Source organism: Finegoldia magna ATCC 53516 (assembly GCF_000159695.1).
Lineage (GTDB): Bacteria > Bacillota > Clostridia > Tissierellales > Peptoniphilaceae > Finegoldia > Finegoldia magna_F.
The window spans coordinates 1,897,413-1,916,201 of sequence record NZ_CM000955.1 but is presented as its reverse complement, the minus strand read 5'-3'; the positions used below and the strand labels follow the sequence as shown (position 1 = coordinate 1,916,201).

At 32.6% G+C, this 18,789-nt stretch carries 20 protein-coding genes, 1 rRNA gene and 1 other annotated feature; all 21 genes read left to right on the top strand.

The features are described from left to right. Positions 1–518, top strand: a sequence feature (23S ribosomal RNA rRNA prediction is too short). A 41-nt stretch (positions 519–559) separates the two neighbouring features. Then, positions 560–676, top strand: a 5S ribosomal RNA gene (rrf, locus tag HMPREF0391_RS09195). A 1,162-nt stretch (positions 677–1,838) separates the two neighbouring features. After that, entirely contained in the window at positions 1,839–2,465 is a 627-nt protein-coding gene (locus HMPREF0391_RS09190) for a thioredoxin family protein (protein WP_035109637.1), read from the top strand. Then, positions 2,458–3,141, top strand: a complete 684-nt coding sequence (locus HMPREF0391_RS09185) for a cytochrome c biogenesis CcdA family protein (protein WP_002836837.1) — start codon at positions 2,458–2,460, stop codon at positions 3,139–3,141. Before HMPREF0391_RS09190 ends, HMPREF0391_RS09185 begins: the two co-directional genes overlap by 8 nt. Before the next feature lie 11 nt (positions 3,142–3,152). After that, a complete protein-coding gene (gene rho / locus HMPREF0391_RS09180) occupies positions 3,153–4,466 on the top strand; it encodes a transcription termination factor Rho (RefSeq protein ID WP_002836836.1) in 1,314 nt (437 codons plus the stop codon). Between the two features lie 100 nt (positions 4,467–4,566). Next, positions 4,567–4,770, top strand: coding sequence for a 50S ribosomal protein L31 (gene rpmE, locus HMPREF0391_RS09175; protein WP_002836835.1), 204 nt, complete (start codon positions 4,567–4,569; stop codon positions 4,768–4,770). A 78-nt stretch (positions 4,771–4,848) separates the two neighbouring features. Next, the gene (locus tag HMPREF0391_RS09170) at positions 4,849–5,745 is read left to right on the top strand and encodes a DUF1385 domain-containing protein (protein WP_002836834.1); all 897 of its coding nucleotides are present in this window, start codon (positions 4,849–4,851) and stop codon (positions 5,743–5,745) included. Then, a complete protein-coding gene (gene prmC, locus HMPREF0391_RS09165; protein ID WP_002836832.1) occupies positions 5,739–6,530 on the top strand; it encodes a peptide chain release factor N(5)-glutamine methyltransferase in 792 nt (263 codons plus the stop codon). The genes HMPREF0391_RS09170 and prmC overlap by 7 nt, the downstream gene beginning before the upstream one ends. A 2-nt stretch (positions 6,531–6,532) precedes the next feature. Continuing rightward, positions 6,533–7,600, top strand: coding sequence for a peptide chain release factor 1 (prfA, locus tag HMPREF0391_RS09160; protein ID WP_002836830.1), 1,068 nt, complete (start codon positions 6,533–6,535; stop codon positions 7,598–7,600). An 88-nt stretch (positions 7,601–7,688) separates the two neighbouring features. After that, positions 7,689–8,936 (top strand): bifunctional folylpolyglutamate synthase/dihydrofolate synthase, encoded by a 1,248-nt coding sequence (locus HMPREF0391_RS09155; RefSeq protein ID WP_002836828.1) that lies wholly within the window; start codon positions 7,689–7,691, stop codon positions 8,934–8,936. Next, positions 8,923–9,828 (top strand): UDP-N-acetylmuramate dehydrogenase, encoded by a 906-nt coding sequence (murB, locus tag HMPREF0391_RS09150; protein WP_002836827.1) that lies wholly within the window; start codon positions 8,923–8,925, stop codon positions 9,826–9,828. Before HMPREF0391_RS09155 ends, murB begins: the two co-directional genes overlap by 14 nt. Further along, on the top strand, positions 9,818–10,567 hold the full coding sequence (locus HMPREF0391_RS09145) for a PHP domain-containing protein (protein WP_002836825.1): 750 nt from the start codon (positions 9,818–9,820) through the stop codon (positions 10,565–10,567). Before murB ends, HMPREF0391_RS09145 begins: the two co-directional genes overlap by 11 nt. Before the next feature lie 8 nt (positions 10,568–10,575). Next, positions 10,576–11,433 (top strand): RNase adapter RapZ, encoded by an 858-nt coding sequence (gene rapZ / locus HMPREF0391_RS09140; protein WP_002836824.1) that lies wholly within the window; start codon positions 10,576–10,578, stop codon positions 11,431–11,433. Then, entirely contained in the window at positions 11,402–12,388 is a 987-nt protein-coding gene (locus HMPREF0391_RS09135) for a gluconeogenesis factor YvcK family protein (protein ID WP_035109634.1), read from the top strand. The genes rapZ and HMPREF0391_RS09135 overlap by 32 nt, the downstream gene beginning before the upstream one ends. A 1-nt stretch (position 12,389) precedes the next feature. Next, positions 12,390–13,418 (top strand): L-threonylcarbamoyladenylate synthase, encoded by a 1,029-nt coding sequence (locus tag HMPREF0391_RS09130; protein ID WP_002836821.1) that lies wholly within the window; start codon positions 12,390–12,392, stop codon positions 13,416–13,418. Positions 13,419–13,462: 44 nt separating this feature from the next. After that, positions 13,463–14,092, top strand: coding sequence for a uracil phosphoribosyltransferase (gene upp / locus HMPREF0391_RS09125; RefSeq protein WP_002836820.1), 630 nt, complete (start codon positions 13,463–13,465; stop codon positions 14,090–14,092). Between the two features lie 80 nt (positions 14,093–14,172). After that, positions 14,173–14,484 (top strand): hypothetical protein, encoded by a 312-nt coding sequence (locus tag HMPREF0391_RS09120; RefSeq protein ID WP_002836818.1) that lies wholly within the window; start codon positions 14,173–14,175, stop codon positions 14,482–14,484. Further along, on the top strand, positions 14,484–16,424 hold the full coding sequence (locus HMPREF0391_RS09115; RefSeq protein WP_002836817.1) for a V-type ATP synthase subunit I: 1,941 nt from the start codon (positions 14,484–14,486) through the stop codon (positions 16,422–16,424). Before HMPREF0391_RS09120 ends, HMPREF0391_RS09115 begins: the two co-directional genes overlap by 1 nt. Before the next feature lie 9 nt (positions 16,425–16,433). After that, on the top strand, positions 16,434–16,910 hold the full coding sequence (locus HMPREF0391_RS09110; protein ID WP_002836815.1) for a V-type ATP synthase subunit K: 477 nt from the start codon (positions 16,434–16,436) through the stop codon (positions 16,908–16,910). Between the two features lie 11 nt (positions 16,911–16,921). Continuing rightward, positions 16,922–17,476: a V-type ATP synthase subunit E gene (locus HMPREF0391_RS09105; protein ID WP_002836814.1), complete on the top strand. Its 555-nt coding sequence runs from the start codon at positions 16,922–16,924 to the stop codon at positions 17,474–17,476. An 8-nt stretch (positions 17,477–17,484) separates the two neighbouring features. Beyond that, positions 17,485–18,483, top strand: coding sequence for a V-type ATP synthase subunit C (locus HMPREF0391_RS09100; RefSeq protein ID WP_002836813.1), 999 nt, complete (start codon positions 17,485–17,487; stop codon positions 18,481–18,483). Beyond that, a complete protein-coding gene (locus tag HMPREF0391_RS09095) occupies positions 18,476–18,787 on the top strand; it encodes a V-type ATP synthase subunit F (RefSeq protein WP_002836812.1) in 312 nt (103 codons plus the stop codon). The genes HMPREF0391_RS09100 and HMPREF0391_RS09095 overlap by 8 nt, the downstream gene beginning before the upstream one ends. Positions 18,788–18,789 lie beyond the last annotated feature (2 nt).

Genomic DNA, 18,789 nt, shown 5'->3' with positions numbered 1-18,789 from the left:
GCAGAGACGAAAGTCGGACTTAGTGATCCGGTGGTACCGAGTGGAAGGGCCATCGCTCAACGGATAAAAGCTACCCCGGGGATAACAGGCTTATCTCCCCCAAGAGTCCACATCGACGGGGAGGTTTGGCACCTCGATGTCGGCTCGTCTCATCCTGGAGCTGGAGTAGGTTCCAAGGGTTGGGCTGTTCGCCCATTAAAGAGGCACGCGAGCTGGGTTCAGAACGTCGTGTGACAGTTCGGTCCCTATCCACCGTGGGCGTGAGAAATTTGAGAGGATCTGTCCTTAGTACGAGAGGACCGGGATGGACAGACCGCTGGTGTACGAGTTGTACTGCCAAGTGCACAGCTCGGTAGCTACGTCTGGGAAGGATAAGTGCTGAAGGCATCTAAGCACGAAACCAACCTCAAGATAAGATTTCTATGAGATTACTTGAAGAAAACAAGATAGATAGGTCAGAGGTGTAAAGATAGTAATATCAAAGCTAACTGATACTAATAAATCGAAAACTTGACTGGAAATATATACTGTTATTGATTGAAATGGAAAAGTAAATAAGTATGGTGATAAAAGCAAGAGGGATACACCTGTACCCATGCCGAACACAGAAGTTAAGCCTCTTAACGCCGATGGTACTACGATGGAAACGTCGTGGGAGAGTAGGTAGTCGCCAAACAATTAAGGTCTAACGTGATTTAATCCGTTAGATCTTTTTTTGTGTAAAGATTTCGCTTGACAACAGTTGCAGGACGCACAAGGGTTAAGACCATAGCAAACATCTCGCACGAATATCTTGGGTAAAATTTAATGTTCTCACTCGCTAAGCCTCACTTCAGAAATCTTCTTTTATGAAAAAGAAATGAAGATTTCATCGTTCGAAGCGTCACTTATAAGAAGCATTAAATTATATATGGTGATATTCTTAGCTTCGATTGTTTGCTTAAAGGTTTCGTTATGTTGGGAATTTAAGGACAAGGGATAAAAATGGTGTGAAGATTTCGCTAGATTACAGTTGCAGGATACACATTGGTAAGAACTATAGCAAACATCTCGCACGAATATCTAGACTACGAAAATAAATAAATTCTAAGCTTGTGAACCTAAAATTGTGAACTCGTGCTACGCACTCAAACAGCACAATTTTTTAACGGTTCCCTTCGCTTGAATTTATGATTATTTTCTTCGTATGATATTCTTAGCTACGATCGTTTGCTTTGAGATTTCGCGGAGTTGGGAATTACGTGAAAATAATAGAAAATCATTCATAGATATAATACGCCAATAGTTGTAGAATACACATTGGTAAGAACTAATTTAAAAAATTATTCATACATTTCGCTAGATGAAAATTGCAAGACACACATGGGTAAGTACCATAGCAAACATCTCGCACGAATATCTAGACTACGAAAATAAATAAATTCTAAGCTTGTGAACCTAAAATTGTGAACTCGTGCTACGCACTCAAACAGCACAATTTTTTAACGGTTCACTTTGCTTGAATTTATGATTATTTTCTCCGTATGATATTCTTAGCTTCGATTGTTTGCTTGAAGGTTTCGTTATGTTGGGAATTTAAGGACAAGGACAAAAAAATGGTGCAAAGGATTCACTAGATGACAGTTGAAGGACAAGCAAGGTTCAGAATTGTAGCAAACATCTCACAAGAATATCTTAGGGGAAATTTAATTGTCTGACTCGCTCAGCCTCTCTTCAGAAATCTTATATTATGAAAATGAACTGAGGTGTAAATAAGAACGCAAGTTTGATATAATAGTATAATAAATCAATAGTAATTTGAAGATAAAATAGATCAGAAGTAAAGAAAGGAAATGATTATGAAGAATAATAAATCGAAATTTATTTTAGTTATTGCATTTATTGTGGTGGCTGTTTTAGTGATGTTTTTTATAAAGAACAAACCTGTTATGCCTATTAATAATGAAAATAGTGCTAAGCAAACTGAGACTGATGGAAATAATAAGCAAGAAAGTAGTTCTAACAGTGAAGACACAAATTCATCAAATTTGAATAATTTCAAAGAAGCTTACAAAGAAGTAGACAAGGAAGATGTTTTATTTGCAGGGAAAGATGCTGGTTTTGAGAAGTTTTTCTCATACGATAAGCCTGTTTTTGTAAATTTCACTTGGATTGAATGTGCTCCTTGTAAGGAAATGGCTCCATATATAGACAATACTTTCAATAAGTTCAAAGGGAAAGCCGTTGTTAAGGATGTTGAAGTGAATGTGAGCAATGATTTTGCATCACAAGCTGGTATTAGGGTTACTCCTACGCAAATTTTTATTCCTTTAAAAGAAGATTTTAAATTTTCTGATAAGGCTCAAAGCGTGATGGATGAGTATTTCCAAGAGGTTACTGTTAATGGTAAAAAGGGATATATTCACGAAGGTTTGTTGAAGGAAAATGAATTAGAAATATTGATTTCGGATATGATCAATGGATAGTTTATTAGAATTTTTGTCAAAACTAGTAAAAGATTATGTTTATTTGGCGCCGATTATTTCCTTAATAGCAGGGATTTTGACTAGTTTTCTTCCCTGCTCATTGCCGATGATTCCAATAATAATAGGGTATTTATCGGGGAATAATTACGATAAGAAAAAATCGTTCAAGGTGGCTTTGGTTTTCAGTTTAGGTAGCATTTTAGTTTTCACAATTTTTGGATTGACGGCTGCCTTGGTTGGTAAAATTTTAAATCAATTTAGTAGAGTATTTTATATCGTTATTGGAATACTTTTAATTCTTATGGCGTTTCAAAATTGGCATGTTATCAAGATTATTAGTCTCAATAAGTCCAGTAAGATTACCAAAACTGGACTTTTGGGAGCATTCATAGCTGGTGTTATTCAAGCGGTGTTCGCATCTCCATGTTCAACACCTGTTTTGGTTTCATTAATGGCTATAGCGGCTAACACTAGAAATATTTTATTTTCTATTGTTTTGTTCATATTTTATGGTATTGGTAATTGCTTTTTAGTATTTATGTCTGCTTTATTGATGGGTAAAGTTGAAGAGATTATTCAAAATGATTCATATACTAAGGTTTCTAAAATTATAGAAATAGTTCTTGGTGCAGTATTGATGTTATTTGGATTGTATTTCTTGTACCAAGGTATTTAGGAGGAAATTTATTGGAAAAAGACGTATTAGAATCGAAGAGATTGCAAGATTTGAAGATTATTGCTAAGGCTGTAGGGGTTGCAGGTATTAGTAAATACAATAAGCAAGATTTGATAAAAGAGATTATTAGTCAGGTTAATATTAACGAGAGAAATAATTCTGAGGAAGATTACGATGATACTTCTAATGATGAAAAAGATGTGAAGGATCCATTGAAAGTGGAAGGAATCTTAGATTTACACGAAAATGGATATGGATTTTTGCGATCGGAAGGATATGATTCAGGAGATGATGATATTTATGTTCCACCTGTTCAAGTTAGGAGATTTAAACTAAAGACAGGAGATTTCGTAGAAGGATTATGTCGTGAGAAAAAAGATAAAGAAAAATTCAATGCATTGATTTATGTGAATCGTGTAAATGGAGATACGGTTGAAAATCTGAGAAATAGACCTGATTTTGAGAATTTGACGCCTATTTATCCAAGAGAAAGATTGACTTTAGAAAGAGATTCTAAGAATGTTTCAATGAGAATTATGGATTTGATAAGTCCGGTTGGAAAGGGCCAAAGAGGATTGATAGTGGCATCTCCTAAAACTGGTAAGACGACTTTGCTTAAAAACATTGCAAATTCTATAAGAAAAAATTATCCAGATATTCACGTTATTGTTTTATTGATTGACGAAAGACCGGAAGAAGTTACAGATATGAAGCGTTCTGTTTTGGGAGCAGATGTAGTAGCATCTACTTTTGATGAGATGCCTCAGAATCATATTAGGGTTGCTGAAATCGTGATTGAAAGAGCGAAAAGACTTGTGGAACATAAAAAGGATGTTGTAATATTGGTTGATTCAATTACTAGATTATCTCGTGCATATAATGTTACAAGTCCTTATTCAGGTAAGACGTTGTCTGGAGGACTTGATCCTTTAGCATTGAATGGTCCTAAAAGATTTTTCGGTGCGGCAAGAAATATTGAAGAAGGCGGTTCGTTGACTATATTAGCGACAGCTTTGATTGAAACTGGTTCCAGGATGGATGATGTTATTTTCGAAGAATTCAAAGGAACTGGAAATATGGAAATCAAATTAGACAGGAATTTGTCGGAACAAAGAGTATTCCCTGCGATTGATTTGAACAAATCTGGAACTAGAAAAGATGAATTGCTTCTTACAAAAGAAGAATTATCTGCTATTAATAAAATTAGAAAACAATTAAACTCACAAGAAAACAAAGATATTGCAGATCAAATTATCAAAATGATTAAAAACACAAAATCAAACCAAGAATTTGTAAAATCAATAAATAATTTGCAAAGTTTGTAAAGAAAATTATAATGAAATATTCAAATTTTGTAGACAAGTTCATACTCATGTGTTATAATAGGTAAGTCGAAAATAATTTTGAGAAAAACGAGGTGATAATATGAAAAAAGATTTACATCCAGAATACCACGAAGCTACAGTAACTTGCGCTTCTTGTGGCAATACTTTTAAAGTAGGATCTACTAAAGAAAACATAAACGTCGAAGTTTGTAGTCAATGTCACCCATTTTATACAGGACGTCAAAGATTTGTAGAACATGGTGGTAGAGTAGAAAAATTCAAGAAAAAATACAACATGGATTAGCATTTTTGCCAGTACCTTTTTGGTGCTGGTATTTTTGTGTTAAAAAATAGATAATGAACAATGAAAAGGTAAATTGGAATGAAGAAAACGACAATTGGTGGACAAGCTTTAATCGAAGGAATTTTGATGAGAGGCCCTTCGAAGTATTCAATAGCGGTCAGAAAACCTGATCAAGAAATTGATTTGGTTGTAAAAGACTTAGAAAACAATAAAATAAATTTGATGAAGATTCCTTTCATAAGAGGAGTTGTTAGCTTGTTTGATTCTATGAAGTTGGGAATGGATGCATTAATGTATTCTGCAAGTTTTTATGAAGACGATAGCGAAAACTTCTTCGACAAACATTTCAAAAACAATGCCAGAAAAGTAGAAAATGTGTTCTCTATAATCGCATCAGTGGCATTGGCGTTATTGTTTTTCTTCTTCATTCCAACTTTTCTTACATCATTTGTTAAGCTTAATGATTCATCTTTTAGTTTCAATTTAATCGAAGGATTGATACGAATTATAATATTTTTCACATATCTTTTTATAGTTTCACATTCAAAAGATATGAAAAGAGTGTTTGAATATCATGGTGCTGAACACAAAAGTATTTATTGTTATGAACAAGGGCTGGATTTGACGATTGAAAATGTTAGAAAACAAAGCAGACTTCATCCAAGATGTGGTACTAGTTTTTTGTTTACTGTTATGATAATTTCCATTTTGGTGTTGGGCTTAGTTGGATGGCCAAATCCATTGCTGAGAATGTTGTATCGTATAATATTACTTCCAGTGATTGTGTCAATCTCTTATGAAATTAATAGATTAATCGGCAAATACGATAATACAATAACGACATTACTTGTGAAGCCAGGATTATGGGTTCAAAAGTTTTTTACAGTGAGAGAACCTGATGACAAGATGATAGAAGTTGCTATACTGGCACTTAAAAGTGTAATTCCAGAAAAAGAAGATGAAGATTTATGGTAATAAATGATATTTATAATTTGTTCGACAAATCCGATTGTTTGATGATTTTGGAAAAATTATACAACTATAGTTTCTCTGATTCTATTATTCATTCGAATGATGAGATAAGTGATGATGATGAGAAAACAATATTAGAATATAAAAAACTTTACGATGAAGATATTCCGATTGAATATATACTTGGATTTAAATACTTTTACAATAGAAAGTTTTATACGGATCCTAATGTTTTGATTCCTAGATTTGATACTGAAATTTTGGTGGATGAAATAATCAAGACTAATCGTAAGTTTGACAATATATTAGAAATCGGGATAGGATCAGGAATAATATCAATCACTTTGAATTTGGAATTGGATTCAAAAGTTCTGGGAGTAGATATAAACGAGAAAGCTATTGAACTTTCCAAGAAAAATGCAGAGAGTTTAAATGCTACTAACGTTGAGTTTGTTTATTCTGATTTGTATGAGAATGTGAATTCTAAGTATGATTTGATAGTTTCCAATCCACCTTATATAGACAAAAAAGATTTCAATTCACTTGAAACAAAAATTTTAAAAGAACCACGATCTGCACTTTTTGGTGGAGATGATGGACTTTATTTTTATAGAAAGATAATAAATCAAGCTAGTGATTATTTGAATGAAGATGGTATGCTTGCTTTTGAAATAGGATATAATCAAAGAGAGAGTATATTTGAAATTTTAGATGAAAATGGATTCAAAAATCACTACTGCATAAAAGACTTTAACGGTTTTGATAGAGTAATAATTGCGAGGAGGTAATTATGTTTGAAAATTTAGATAGTGTTGTAGATAAGTTCAAAGACTTAGAAGTAAAAGTCGCAGATCCTGAAGTTATCGCTGACATGGAAAATTGGACGAAATTAATGAAAGAACACGCTGATTTAGAACCAGTTGTTAATAAATATTTGTCTTACAAAGACAATTTGAAAAATTTGGAAGAAGACAAGGAAATGTTGGGTACTACTGGAGATAGTGAAATGGAAGAACTATTGAAAGATGAAATCTCAACTTTGGAAGAACAAATCGAAAAAGATCAAGAAGATTTGAAGATTTTATTGTTGCCAAAAGATCCTAACGATGAAAAGAACGTGTTTATCGAAATAAGAGCCGGCGCCGGTGGAGATGAAGCGGGTTTATTTGCTGGTGAACTTTTGAGAATGTATCAAATGTATTCCGACAAAAAACGCTGGACAACTGAAATAATGGATATTCAACAACAAGGTGTTGGTGGGATAAAAGAAGTTGTAATGATGGTAAAAGGAAAAGGTGCTTATTCTAGATTAAAATACGAATCTGGAGTTCACAGAGTACAAAGAGTTCCTCAAACTGAAAGTTCTGGAAGAATTCACACTTCTACTGCAACAGTTGCAGTATTGCCAGAAGCAGAAGATGTCGATGTTAAAATCGAACAAAAAGATTTGAGAATTGACGTGTTCAGAGCAAGTGGCAACGGTGGACAATGCGTAAACACTACTGACTCTGCGGTTAGAATTACACACATTCCAACAGGTCTTGTAGTAACATGTCAAGATGAAAAATCCCAAATCAAGAACAAAGATAAAGCTATGAAAGTTTTGAAATCTAGATTGTACGATTTGATGGAAGAAGAAAAGAATAAAGACAGAGCAGATGCGCGTAAATCCCAAGTAGGTACTGGTGATCGTTCTGAAAGAATTAGAACTTACAACTTCCCACAAGGAAGAATAACTGATCACAGAATCAACAAAACAATATTCCAATTACAAAATTTCTTAGATGGAGATATCGAAGAAATGATTGACGATTTGACAAGCTATGATCAAGCTGAAAAATTAAAAATGATGAATTAAAAATTAACTCGAGTTTAAACGCTCGAGTTTTTTATATTAGAGCAAGTAATGATATAATTAGATATATATTTAAATTTAGGAGATAAAAATGAATAGCGAATTAATTTATGAATATTTGGATAAAATCGGAAGAGATGGTTACAAGTTGGGACTTGATAGAATGCAAAAAACTTTGAAAATTCTAGGCAATCCCGAAAAAAGTTTTAAAATAATCCACGTTGCTGGAACTAACGGCAAAGGTTCCACATCAACTTTTATATACCAAACACTTAAAGAACATGGATATAAAACTGGACTTTTTACATCACCTCACATAATTAATTTTTACGATAGAATAAAAATCGACAAGGAAATTTCGGAAGAAGATTTCATGAGAATTTTCGAAATTATCAAGGATACTATTGAAGAAAATGATATAAAGGTGTCTACATTTGAATTTATAACTTTGTGTGCGATTTATTATTTTGCAGAACAAAAATGTGAATATGTTGTACTTGAAGTTGGAATGGGTGGAAGGTTGGATGCGACCAACGCAACAGATGAAACATTGTTATCTGTAATTACAAAAATTGGATTGGATCATCAAGAATATTTGGGAAATACTTTAGAAGAAATCGCATACGAAAAAGCTTGTATCATGAAACAAAATGGAAGATGTGTCGTTTATGATCAACAAGAAAGTGTACTAGATGTATTCAGAGAAGTTGCAGAAGAAAGAAACAATAAGCTATACATTTGCGATTTTGATGAAGCAAAAAATATCGAAATCAACGCAACTTATAACTCTTTTGATTGGAAAAATTTGCACATTGAAACTAGATTAGTTGGAAGATATCAATTATACAACGCCCAATTAGCATTGAGTGCAATTGATGTATTAAGAGATGAACTTGATTTGTCGGATGAAGATATAATAAAAGGTTTCAAAAACGCATACATTCCTGCAAGATTTGACGTGATAAGACACAATCCTACAGTAATCTACGATGGTGGACACAATGCAGATGGTGTAAAAGCTTTGAAATCATCAATAGAATCTGTGTTTGGCGATAAAAAAATCGTGTTTGTTTACGGAGTATTGAAGGACAAGGATTATGACGACGAAATCAAACTAATTCACGAAAATGCCAAAGCATTTGTGACATTTACGCCAGATTCACCAAGAGCATTAAAAGCAGAGGATTTGAAAAAACAAATCGAAGCCTACAGTGATAATGTTGTTGCAAAATCAAATGTGAACGACGCCGTGGATTATGCTATTGAACACTTCAAAGATGATGTAATCATAATTTTCGGAACATTGTACAGTGCGGAGCAAGCTTATGAACATTTATAAAAAAGTTTTTGATGGAAAAGACATCGGAGAAATTTTATACGATGAACCAATGAAAAATCATACTACCTTCAAAATTGGAGGTAGTTGTGATGTTATGATATTTCCTCAAACTGAAGAACAAATAATAAATGCCATTCAATTAATAAAACAAAATGGATTTGCCTACAGAATTATAGGCAATGGATCGAATCTGTTAGTTAGCGATGAAGGGTTGAGAGAAGTCGTAATTAAATTACACGATAATTTCAACGACATGAAAATTGATGGTGATATTTTAACTGCAAAATCAGGGGCGTTATTGAGCGCTGTTAGCAAATTAGCTATTAACAACTCATACGCTGGTTTTGAAGCTGTTAGCGGCATACCTGGAGACATTGGAGGGGCTATTACAATGAATGCAGGTGCTTATGGAACAGAAATGAATGATATTGTTCACAGAGTTAAAGTTATTGATTCAGATTTGAATGTAAAATATTATAGCTGTGATGAGATGGATTTTTCATACAGACATTCAAGAGTTCAAGATGAAAAATTGATAGTTTTAGAAGTTGAATTTTTGCTAAAAAAAGGTGACCAACAAGAAATCCTCAATAATTTTCACGATTACACAGAAAGAAGAACATCAAAGCAACCATTGGAACTTCCTTCTTGTGGCTCAGTTTTCAAAAGACCAGAAGGTCACTTTGCAGGACAATTAATTGATGAAGCAGGTCTTAGAGGCTACAGATACAATGATGCGATGGTTAGTGAAAAACATTGCGGCTTTATAGTTAATGTTGGAGATGCAAAATGCTCTGATGTTGTAGCGGTTATAGAACATGTGCAAGAAGTCGTGTTTGAAAAGTTCAATGTGAAGTTAGAACCAGAAGTGAGAATTATCGGTGGAAAATAAGATAAAATTAACCAGAGAATATCACGTGCATTCGGTTTACAGTCGCAATAATCACGGCAAAAGTACAATCGAAGAAATTGTACAAGAAGCCAGATCAAAAAAGTTGAAGACTATAAGCATAACTGATCATGGTCCAGGACACATAATGTATGGGATAAAAAGAAAATTAATTCCTGTGCAACGTGAAGAGATCGACAGATTAAAAGAAAAATACGACGATATCGAAATTTTGATGGGAGTTGAAGCCAACGTAATTGGCTACAATGGAGAGATAGATATTAGAGAAGAAGAAAAAAAGTATTTTGATTTTATCAATCTTGGATTTCACGATGGAGTTAGATTTGTAGACAAAAAATCTTTTTATAATTATCATGTTTTAAAAAGAATGAGCTGGATGGGACAATCGGTCAGAGAAAAAATGATTGATTTGAACACAAATACAATGGTAAAAGCGTTGGAGAACAACGATATTTTTATAATAACGCATCCAGGAGATAAAATAGATGTGGATATAGACAGAATCGCACAAACATGCGAAAAAACAAACACGGTTATGGAGATTAACAATCATCATCCACATTTATCTGTAAAAGAAATCAAAATTTCTTCACATTATAATGTTAAATTTAGTTTAGGGAGTGATGCTCATCACAGAAAAAATATTGCAAATGTGAATAACAGCATCAAAAGAGTAATTGAATCAGGGTTGGATATTAGTAGAATTATAAACATCGATTAGGAGAATTCATGGAAGTTGTCATTATTACAGGAATGAGTGGGGCTGGCAAAAGTGCCAGTAGCGATATTTTTGAAGATTTGGGATATTATACATTGGATAATATGCCGCCATCTCTTTTATTGAGTTTTATCGATTTGACTACAAAAAGCAAGAAAAAAATCAACAAAATTGCATGTGTGGTAGATATTAGAGGTGGAGAATTCTTCGCTGATTTGATGAAATCCATAACACTTTTGAAAAATCAAAGTATTGATGTCAAAATTTTGTATTTGGATGCATCAGATGAAATTCTAATCAGAAGATACAAAGAACATAGAAGACCACATCCTTTGGCTATCAACGGAAATATTTCTCAGGGGATTTTTAACGAAAGAGAACTTCTAACTGAAGTCAGAAATTCAGCAGATTCAATTATCAACACTTCTAATTTGACATTGGGAGAATTGAGAAGAAAAATCTTATCTGCATTTTCACTCAAAGATGTAGACACAAAACTAGCGATATCTGTGGTATCATTTGGATTTAAGCACGGAATATTGCTAGATGCAGATTTGGTATTTGATGTTAGATTTCTTCCAAACCCTTATTATATCGAAGAATTAAAAAAATCTTCAGGGCTAAATACAGATATCAAAGAATATGTATTTGGATTTGAAGAAGCAAATGAATTCTTGGACAAATTAGTGGATATGATGGAATTTTTGATTCCAAAATATTCAAAAGAAGGAAAGACAAACTTGGTTATAGGAATAGGATGCACCGGCGGAAAGCACAGGTCCGTTGCAATAGCACAAGCTTTGACAGCAAGGCTTGAAGGAAATGGAGAAAAAGTTTATGTATCCCACAGAGACCAAAAATTTTGGTAAAAAGATAGTAACTATCGGTGGAGGAACAGGCAATTCTATATTGTTAAGAGGTGTCAAGAATTTCACATCAAACATAACTACAATTGTAACGGTAGCTGATGATGGTGGAGGAAGTGGAGTTCTTAGAGAAGATTTGGGAATGTTACCTCCTGGTGATATTAGAAACTGTCTTGTGGCACTTGCTAATACTGAACCGATAATGGAAAAATTAATTAATTATAGATTTTCAAATGGTCAATTAAAAGGTCAGAGCTTAGGCAATTTATTGATAGCTGCAATGAATGATATTTGTGGCGATTTCAATGAAGCAATAAAAGAAATAAGCAATGTTTTGGCGATTACGGGAAAAGTGTTGCCAATGACTTTGGATAATGTCAAATTATTTGCTGAATTAGAAGATGGATCTACTATTGAAGGTGAATCAAACATCACGTTTTTGAACAGAAAAAACGGAGGTAAAATAAAAAGAGTATACACATCTCCGAAACTACTTTTGCCATTAAAAGAATCCATAGATAGCATAATGGATGCTGACATTGTACTTTTAGGTCCAGGGTCTTTGTACACATCAATAATTCCCAATCTTTTAGTAACAGACATATCACAAGCGCTAAAAGAAACAAAGGCAGAAGTTGTGTACATATTGAACATAATGACTCAACCTGGTGAAACTAATGGTTACAGTGTTACAGATCATGTAGTTGCCATTATTGATCACGCAAACTCAAATATTATCGACAAAATCGTCGTTAATTCCAAGGAAGTAGACAAATACGCGAAGTACAGATACAAATCAATCGAAAATTCTACGCCGATTTATATTACAGATGAAGATCGTGAAAATATGGAAAAATTAGGCATAGAAATCATAGAAGCCGATATATGTGATATCAGCTATGATTACATCGTGCACGATTCGAATAAATTGATGAAAACTATATTAGAAAGATATTAGTATGAATACAATTATTGAAAAATTAGACGGACAAAATAAAATATCTGCACTTGAAAAAGCAGCAGATTTAATAAAAAATGGGAGTGTAGTTGCATTTCCTACAGAAACAGTATACGGATTAGGTGCAAATGGATTAGACGAAGAAGCTTGCAAGAAAATATTCGATGTCAAGAGAAGAAAAAGAGACAATCCATTAATCTTACACGTAACTAATGAAGAAATGGTCAGGAATTTATCATCAGAAATCACTGAAGATCAAAAAAAATTGATGGATAATTTGTGGCCAGGGCCATTGACTATAATTTTCAAAAAAAGTGACAAAGTTAATGACGTTGTAAGTTGTGGAGGAAATACCGTAGCAATTAGAAATCCATCAGATGAAATCGCAAGATTTTTGATAGATAAATCTGATTGTCCAATAGCAGCACCTTCTGCGAACAAATCAGGAAGACCATCACCAACTAACGCACAAGATGTGTACAGTGATATGCAAGGTGAGATTGAAATGATTTTGGATGGAGGAAGTTGCAACATCGGAATAGAATCCACGGTTGTCGATTTGACAGAAAAACCATACACCATACTTAGACCGGGGTTTTACACAAAAGAAGATTTGGAAGAGTATTTGGATGAGGTTGTATACGATAAATCATTAATCGATTCTAAGACTATTCCGAAATCACCAGGACAAAAATACAAGCACTACGCACCTAAAACAAAACTCATAGTAATCAAAGGAAACATGGATAACATACAAAATTATGTTGATAGCTTAGAAATAAATACCGATGAAATTGGATTTATACTCACAGAAGAAACAGCGCAGAATGTAAACTTCAAAAATGTAAAAATTATTTCAAAACGAAATGATTATTTGAACTTTGCGCATAATATCTTCGCTTACCTCAGGGAGTTAGATAAATTAAATTACAAATTATTAATTTGTGAAGGGGTAAATGAACAAAAAATGGGTATAAGTATAATGAACAGGCTTAAAAAATCTTGTGCTAATAACATAGAAGTAATTTAGTATGTTATAATAAAGAGTATAAAGTTTATTTTATAGGAGGAATTATGAGTAAAGTAACTGTATTTGATCATCCGTTGATTAAACACAAATTAACAATTTTACGTGATAAAAACACAGGAAGCAATCAATTTAGACAGTTAGTTTCTGAAATAGCAACTTTAATGTGCTATGAAGTTACTAGAGACTTTAAATTAGAAGATTGTGAAGTAGAAACTCCGATAGGAACAACTACCGGCCAAACTCTTAGTGGTAAAAAATTAGGAGTAGTTCCAATTTTAAGAGCAGGTTTGGGAATGGTTGAAGGATTTTTGAGTGTATTACCAGCAGCAAAGGTGGGACACATTGGATTGTACAGAGATCCTGAAACATTAAAACCTGTTGAATATTATTGTAAATTGCCAAAAGATGTTGAAGAAAGAGATATTATCGTTGTAGATCCAATGCTTGCAACAGGTGGTTCTGCAGAAGCAGCGATTACTTTCTTAAAAGAACATGGATGTAAGAGCATCAAATTGGTTAATATCATAGCAGCTCCAGAAGGAATCAAAATGGTTCAAGAAAAGCATCCAGATGTAGATATATACGTGGCAGGTCTTGATGAAAAATTAAACGAACACGGTTATATCGTACCTGGTCTAGGTGATGCAGGAGACAGATTATTTGGTACTAAATAGCTTTAAGCTTTTAGTTATATACTTATGGTTTTAGAGTATTTTTCATATTCTAAAACCATCTCTAATTAGGAGGTGAAACAATGTCAGATACTGCTATATCAAAAATTAAAGAAGCTGAAGAGAAGGCTAAGCTTATTGTCGATGAAGCTAATGAAAAAAGAAAAAGCATTTTAGAAGATGCAAAATCAGAAGCTGAACAAAAATATGATGAAATTATCAACGAAGCACAACAAGTTCGAAATGAAAAACTAGAATCTTCAAAGAATAAAGCAATTGAAGAATCAAAAGATTTGGAACAAAAAGCCAAGATGAATAATGAAAGTATTAAAAACATCGACACTGATACAGTTGAAGGACTTGTAGACAAAATCGTTGAAAGGATAGTGAGTTAATGGCTATTGTAAAAATGAGCAAATTTGATTTGTATTCATTTGATTATGATAGGGAAAAATTACTCGAAGATCTTCAAAAGTTTAATTATGTTCATATTGATGAAAAGAAAGTAGAAGACGAAAATCAAGGTTTAAGGAATTTAGATAATTCTGAACAAATTGTTAGCACTAGTGAAAAGCTTACCAAAGTAAAATGGGCTATAGATTTGCTTGAAAAGTATTCAGAAAAGCATAATAAGATAGACGAACTAAAGCAAGGTAAGAAAACATTTAGACTAGATGAGCTTACTAAAAAAGCGCTTGATTTTGACTTTGATGACCACTACAAAGAACTTTCATCTTTGGATAAACAACTAACTGAACTTGATCAGAACAATCAAACTTTGAACCAAAAAAAATCTGAATTAACTCCATGGGAGAATTTGGATTTGGATATTTCAAAGATCGATGATTTTGAAAGAGTTAAAGTAGTTACTGGAACTGTAAGTGATAAATTCATCGATCAGTTAAAATTAAACACAAAAGACATTGAAGATATTTATATCGAAGAAATTTCTCGAAATTCAGGCTTTGTTTACTTGCTTGTTATCGCTAAGGATTATGAAAAAGCACAAGATATCCTAAGAGACAATGGATTTGTCAACATTAATATTAAATCACATGGACTTGTAAAAGATGAAATTAAAAATATTGACGAACAAATCATTGCAAATAAAAAGCATTACAAAGAAATTGAAGATCAAATTAAATCAAAAACAGGTTTGACTGAACAATTTAAGATTTATCATGATTATCTTGAAAACAACAGCTTAAAAGAAGAAGCTACAAGCAAAATTAAGAAGACAGATAAGATTGATATAATCGAAGGATATATTCCTACAGATAAGGAAAAAGATTTTGAAAATCTACTACAAAACTCATTGAATAATAAGTATTATTTGGAAATGAATCCAGCAGATAAAAATGATCCAAATGTACCGATTATTTTGAAAAACAGAGGATTTGCAAAAGCTTTTGAAAGTATAACAGGAATGTATTCATTGCCAAAATACAACGAAGTTGATCCAACACCATTATTGGCACCTTTCTATTGTTTCTTTTCAGGAATGATGATTGGTGATTTGGGATACGGGTTGATTGTATTTTTAGCAATAATAGTAGCTCTCAAGATTTTTAATCTTGATGAAAAGAAAAAGCAATTCTTGAAATTCTTTATGTTCATATCAATTGCCTCAATGTTCTGGGGATACATTTATGGATCATTCTTCGGTGGAATTATACCGATGACTCCAATCATTGACACAAGCAAAAACGCAATGACTTTAATAGTTTTATGCTTAATCTTTGGTTTTATACATTTATTCTTTGCATTGGGAATCAAGGCTTACATGTTGATTAGAGATCACAAGCCTTTAGATGCATTTTATGATGTTGGACTATGGTATTTAATTATTATTAGTATATTAGTTTTACTAATCGGTAAGACTTTAGCATTGCCAGCTGTGGCATTGACAATTGCAAAATGGATTGCTATAGCATCAGCTGTTGGAATTATTCTTACAGCAGGAAGAGATGCAAAAAGCATCGGTGGTAAGCTTGGTTCAGGATTGTATTCATTGTACGGAATATCTGGCTGGATTGGAGATTTCGTATCTTATATGAGACTTATGGCATTGGGCTTATCAGGAGCATATATTGCGGTAGCAATTAATATGATTGTAAAAATGATGGCTGAATCAAGTATCATAGGATTTATATTTGGACTTATCGTATTCGTGGTATTCCAAGCATTCAACGCATTCTTATCGTACTTGTCAGCATACGTTCACTCTGCAAGATTGATTTTCGTAGAAATGTTCAATAAATTCTACGAAGGTGGTGGAGTGCCATTCAAGAAACTTATAACAGAATCAGAATATTTTAACATAACAAACAAATAGGAGGATATTATGGAAAAATTCTTTTTAGAAAACGGTGGATTAGTTTTAGGAGTATTATCAGTAGTAATAGCAGTTTTATTCTCAGGTATGGGATCTGCTAAAGGTGTAGGTAGAGCAGGGGAAGCTGCAGCTGGAGTAGTTATTGAAGAACCAGAAAAATTTGGTAAGTCATTAGTACTTCAATTATTACCAGGTACACAAGGTTTGTACGGATTCGTAATTGGTATTTTAATTCTATTCAAACTTGCAGGTGGAAGTATTTCCTTAGCACAAGGATATGTTTATATTGCAGCAGCATTACCAGTAGGAGTTGTAGGATATTTCTCAGCAATTGCTCAAAGTAAAGTAGCAGTTAGTGGTATCAATATCTTAGCAAAGAATGAACCTCAACAAGCAAAAGGTATTATCTATGCAGTAATGGTTGAGTTATATGCCATCTTAGCATTCGCTATTTCATTCTTATTAATGAACCAAATCCAAGCTTAATGGTGATTTAGATGTCTAATTTAGATAATATAATTAATGAAATTCTTGAAGATGCAAAAAAAGAATCTGAACAAATTCTAAATAATGCAAATCAAGAAAAAGAAAAAATCATTGAAACTAAAATAGACCAGGCTAATCAAGAAAAAGATACAATATTAAACAAAGCAGAATCTGAAGCAAAAGGCGTGTACGACAGACACTTATCTCAAGTTGTTTTAAAATCAAGAGATAATGCGCTTTTTGCAAAACAAGAAGTAATCGATAGTGTTTTACAAAAAATTAAAGATAAATTAAAGAATATGTCACTTGAAGATTATAAAAAATACCTAATAAATAGTTTATCCAAAATGGATTTGAATAGTGATGATTTGTTAGTATTACAATCTGATAAGTACGACAGTTTGAAGAATGAAAACTTTAATGTAAAAATATCAGATGAAACTGTTGATAGCGGATTTTGTATTAAAAGAGGTAATGTATTAATAAATAATAATTTTTCTTCACTGGTCGATTCAATGAAAGATGAATTGGAAGTAGAAATTGCAAAAACTCTTTTTAAGAAGTAGGTGATAATATGAAAAAAGAAGATTTCATACATCAATCTGCTATAACTCGTGTCAAAGAAAAGGAATTGTTGAGTAAGAATGATTATGAAAGACTGATAGATGCTAGTAATTTAGAAGAAACTGTAAGATTACTTTCGGATTCAGTGTATCAATCAGAATTTGCAAAGCTTGATAATTATAAGAATTACGATGTTGCTTTGAAAAATGAGTTAAAAAAGACTTATAAATACATGTATGATATGAGTAGTTTCCAATTTCCTGTCGATTTAATGGCATTAAAATACGATTATCATAATTTAAAAGTTTTGATTAAAGAATATCTAAAAGATGAAGATTTTTCTTCAATGTTAAGCGATATAACTAGAATTGAATTCAAAAGCATGAGAGATTCAATTAGAGAAAATACTGAAATTGAAATGGAACATTTTGATAAAGTTATCAAAGAGTCAATCGCTGATTACGAAGAAAACAAAGATCCTCAAATGGTAGATATTTATGCCGACAGAGAGTATTTTGTGGAAACTTCAGAAATTGCAAAACAAATTGATTCAGATTTGATAAATGAATACGTGGAAGATTTGATAGATTTTACTAATATTAAAACTTTACTTAGAGTTCAAAACCAAAAGAAAAGTTTAGAATTTTTGAAAAAAGTCATTATTCCTAATGGTAGTATTGAATCTGAAAAGTTTGAAAGTGAATTGCATTCTGAAATTACCGAAGATAGTCCATTATTCAAACAAGCTAGAATTTACTATTATGTAAAAGAAGCTATCAGTGAGTATAAGAAATCAAATAGTTTATCTGCCTTTGAAAAGGCAATGGATGATTATTTGATGGAAAAAATCAAAGAAATCAAAAAGGTTACTTATGGACCTGAGGTTTTGTTTGGATATTTATTTGCAAAAGAAACTGAAATTAAGAATCTTAGGATTATTTTTGTAGGAAAGATTAACTCATTGAAACCTGATTATATCAGGAGTAAGTTGAGGTTAAGTTATGCGTAAAAAAGTAGCTGTAGTAGGTGATAGAGATTCTGTATTGGTCTTCAAAGCTCTGGGAGTAGATGTATTTGAATCTATTGAGAGCACAGACGCTAGAAAAACTGTAGACCGCCTAGCAAAAGAAGACTACGGAGTGATTTTTATTACTGAACAAATAGCAGAAAAAATCAAAGAAACAATAGATAGATATAATGATAAAGTTTCACCAGCTATTATCTTGATACCTTCTAATCAAGGTAGCTTGAACATTGGAATGAACAGAATCAATACTAATGTCGAAAAAGCTGTTGGAGCGAACATTTTGTAAAG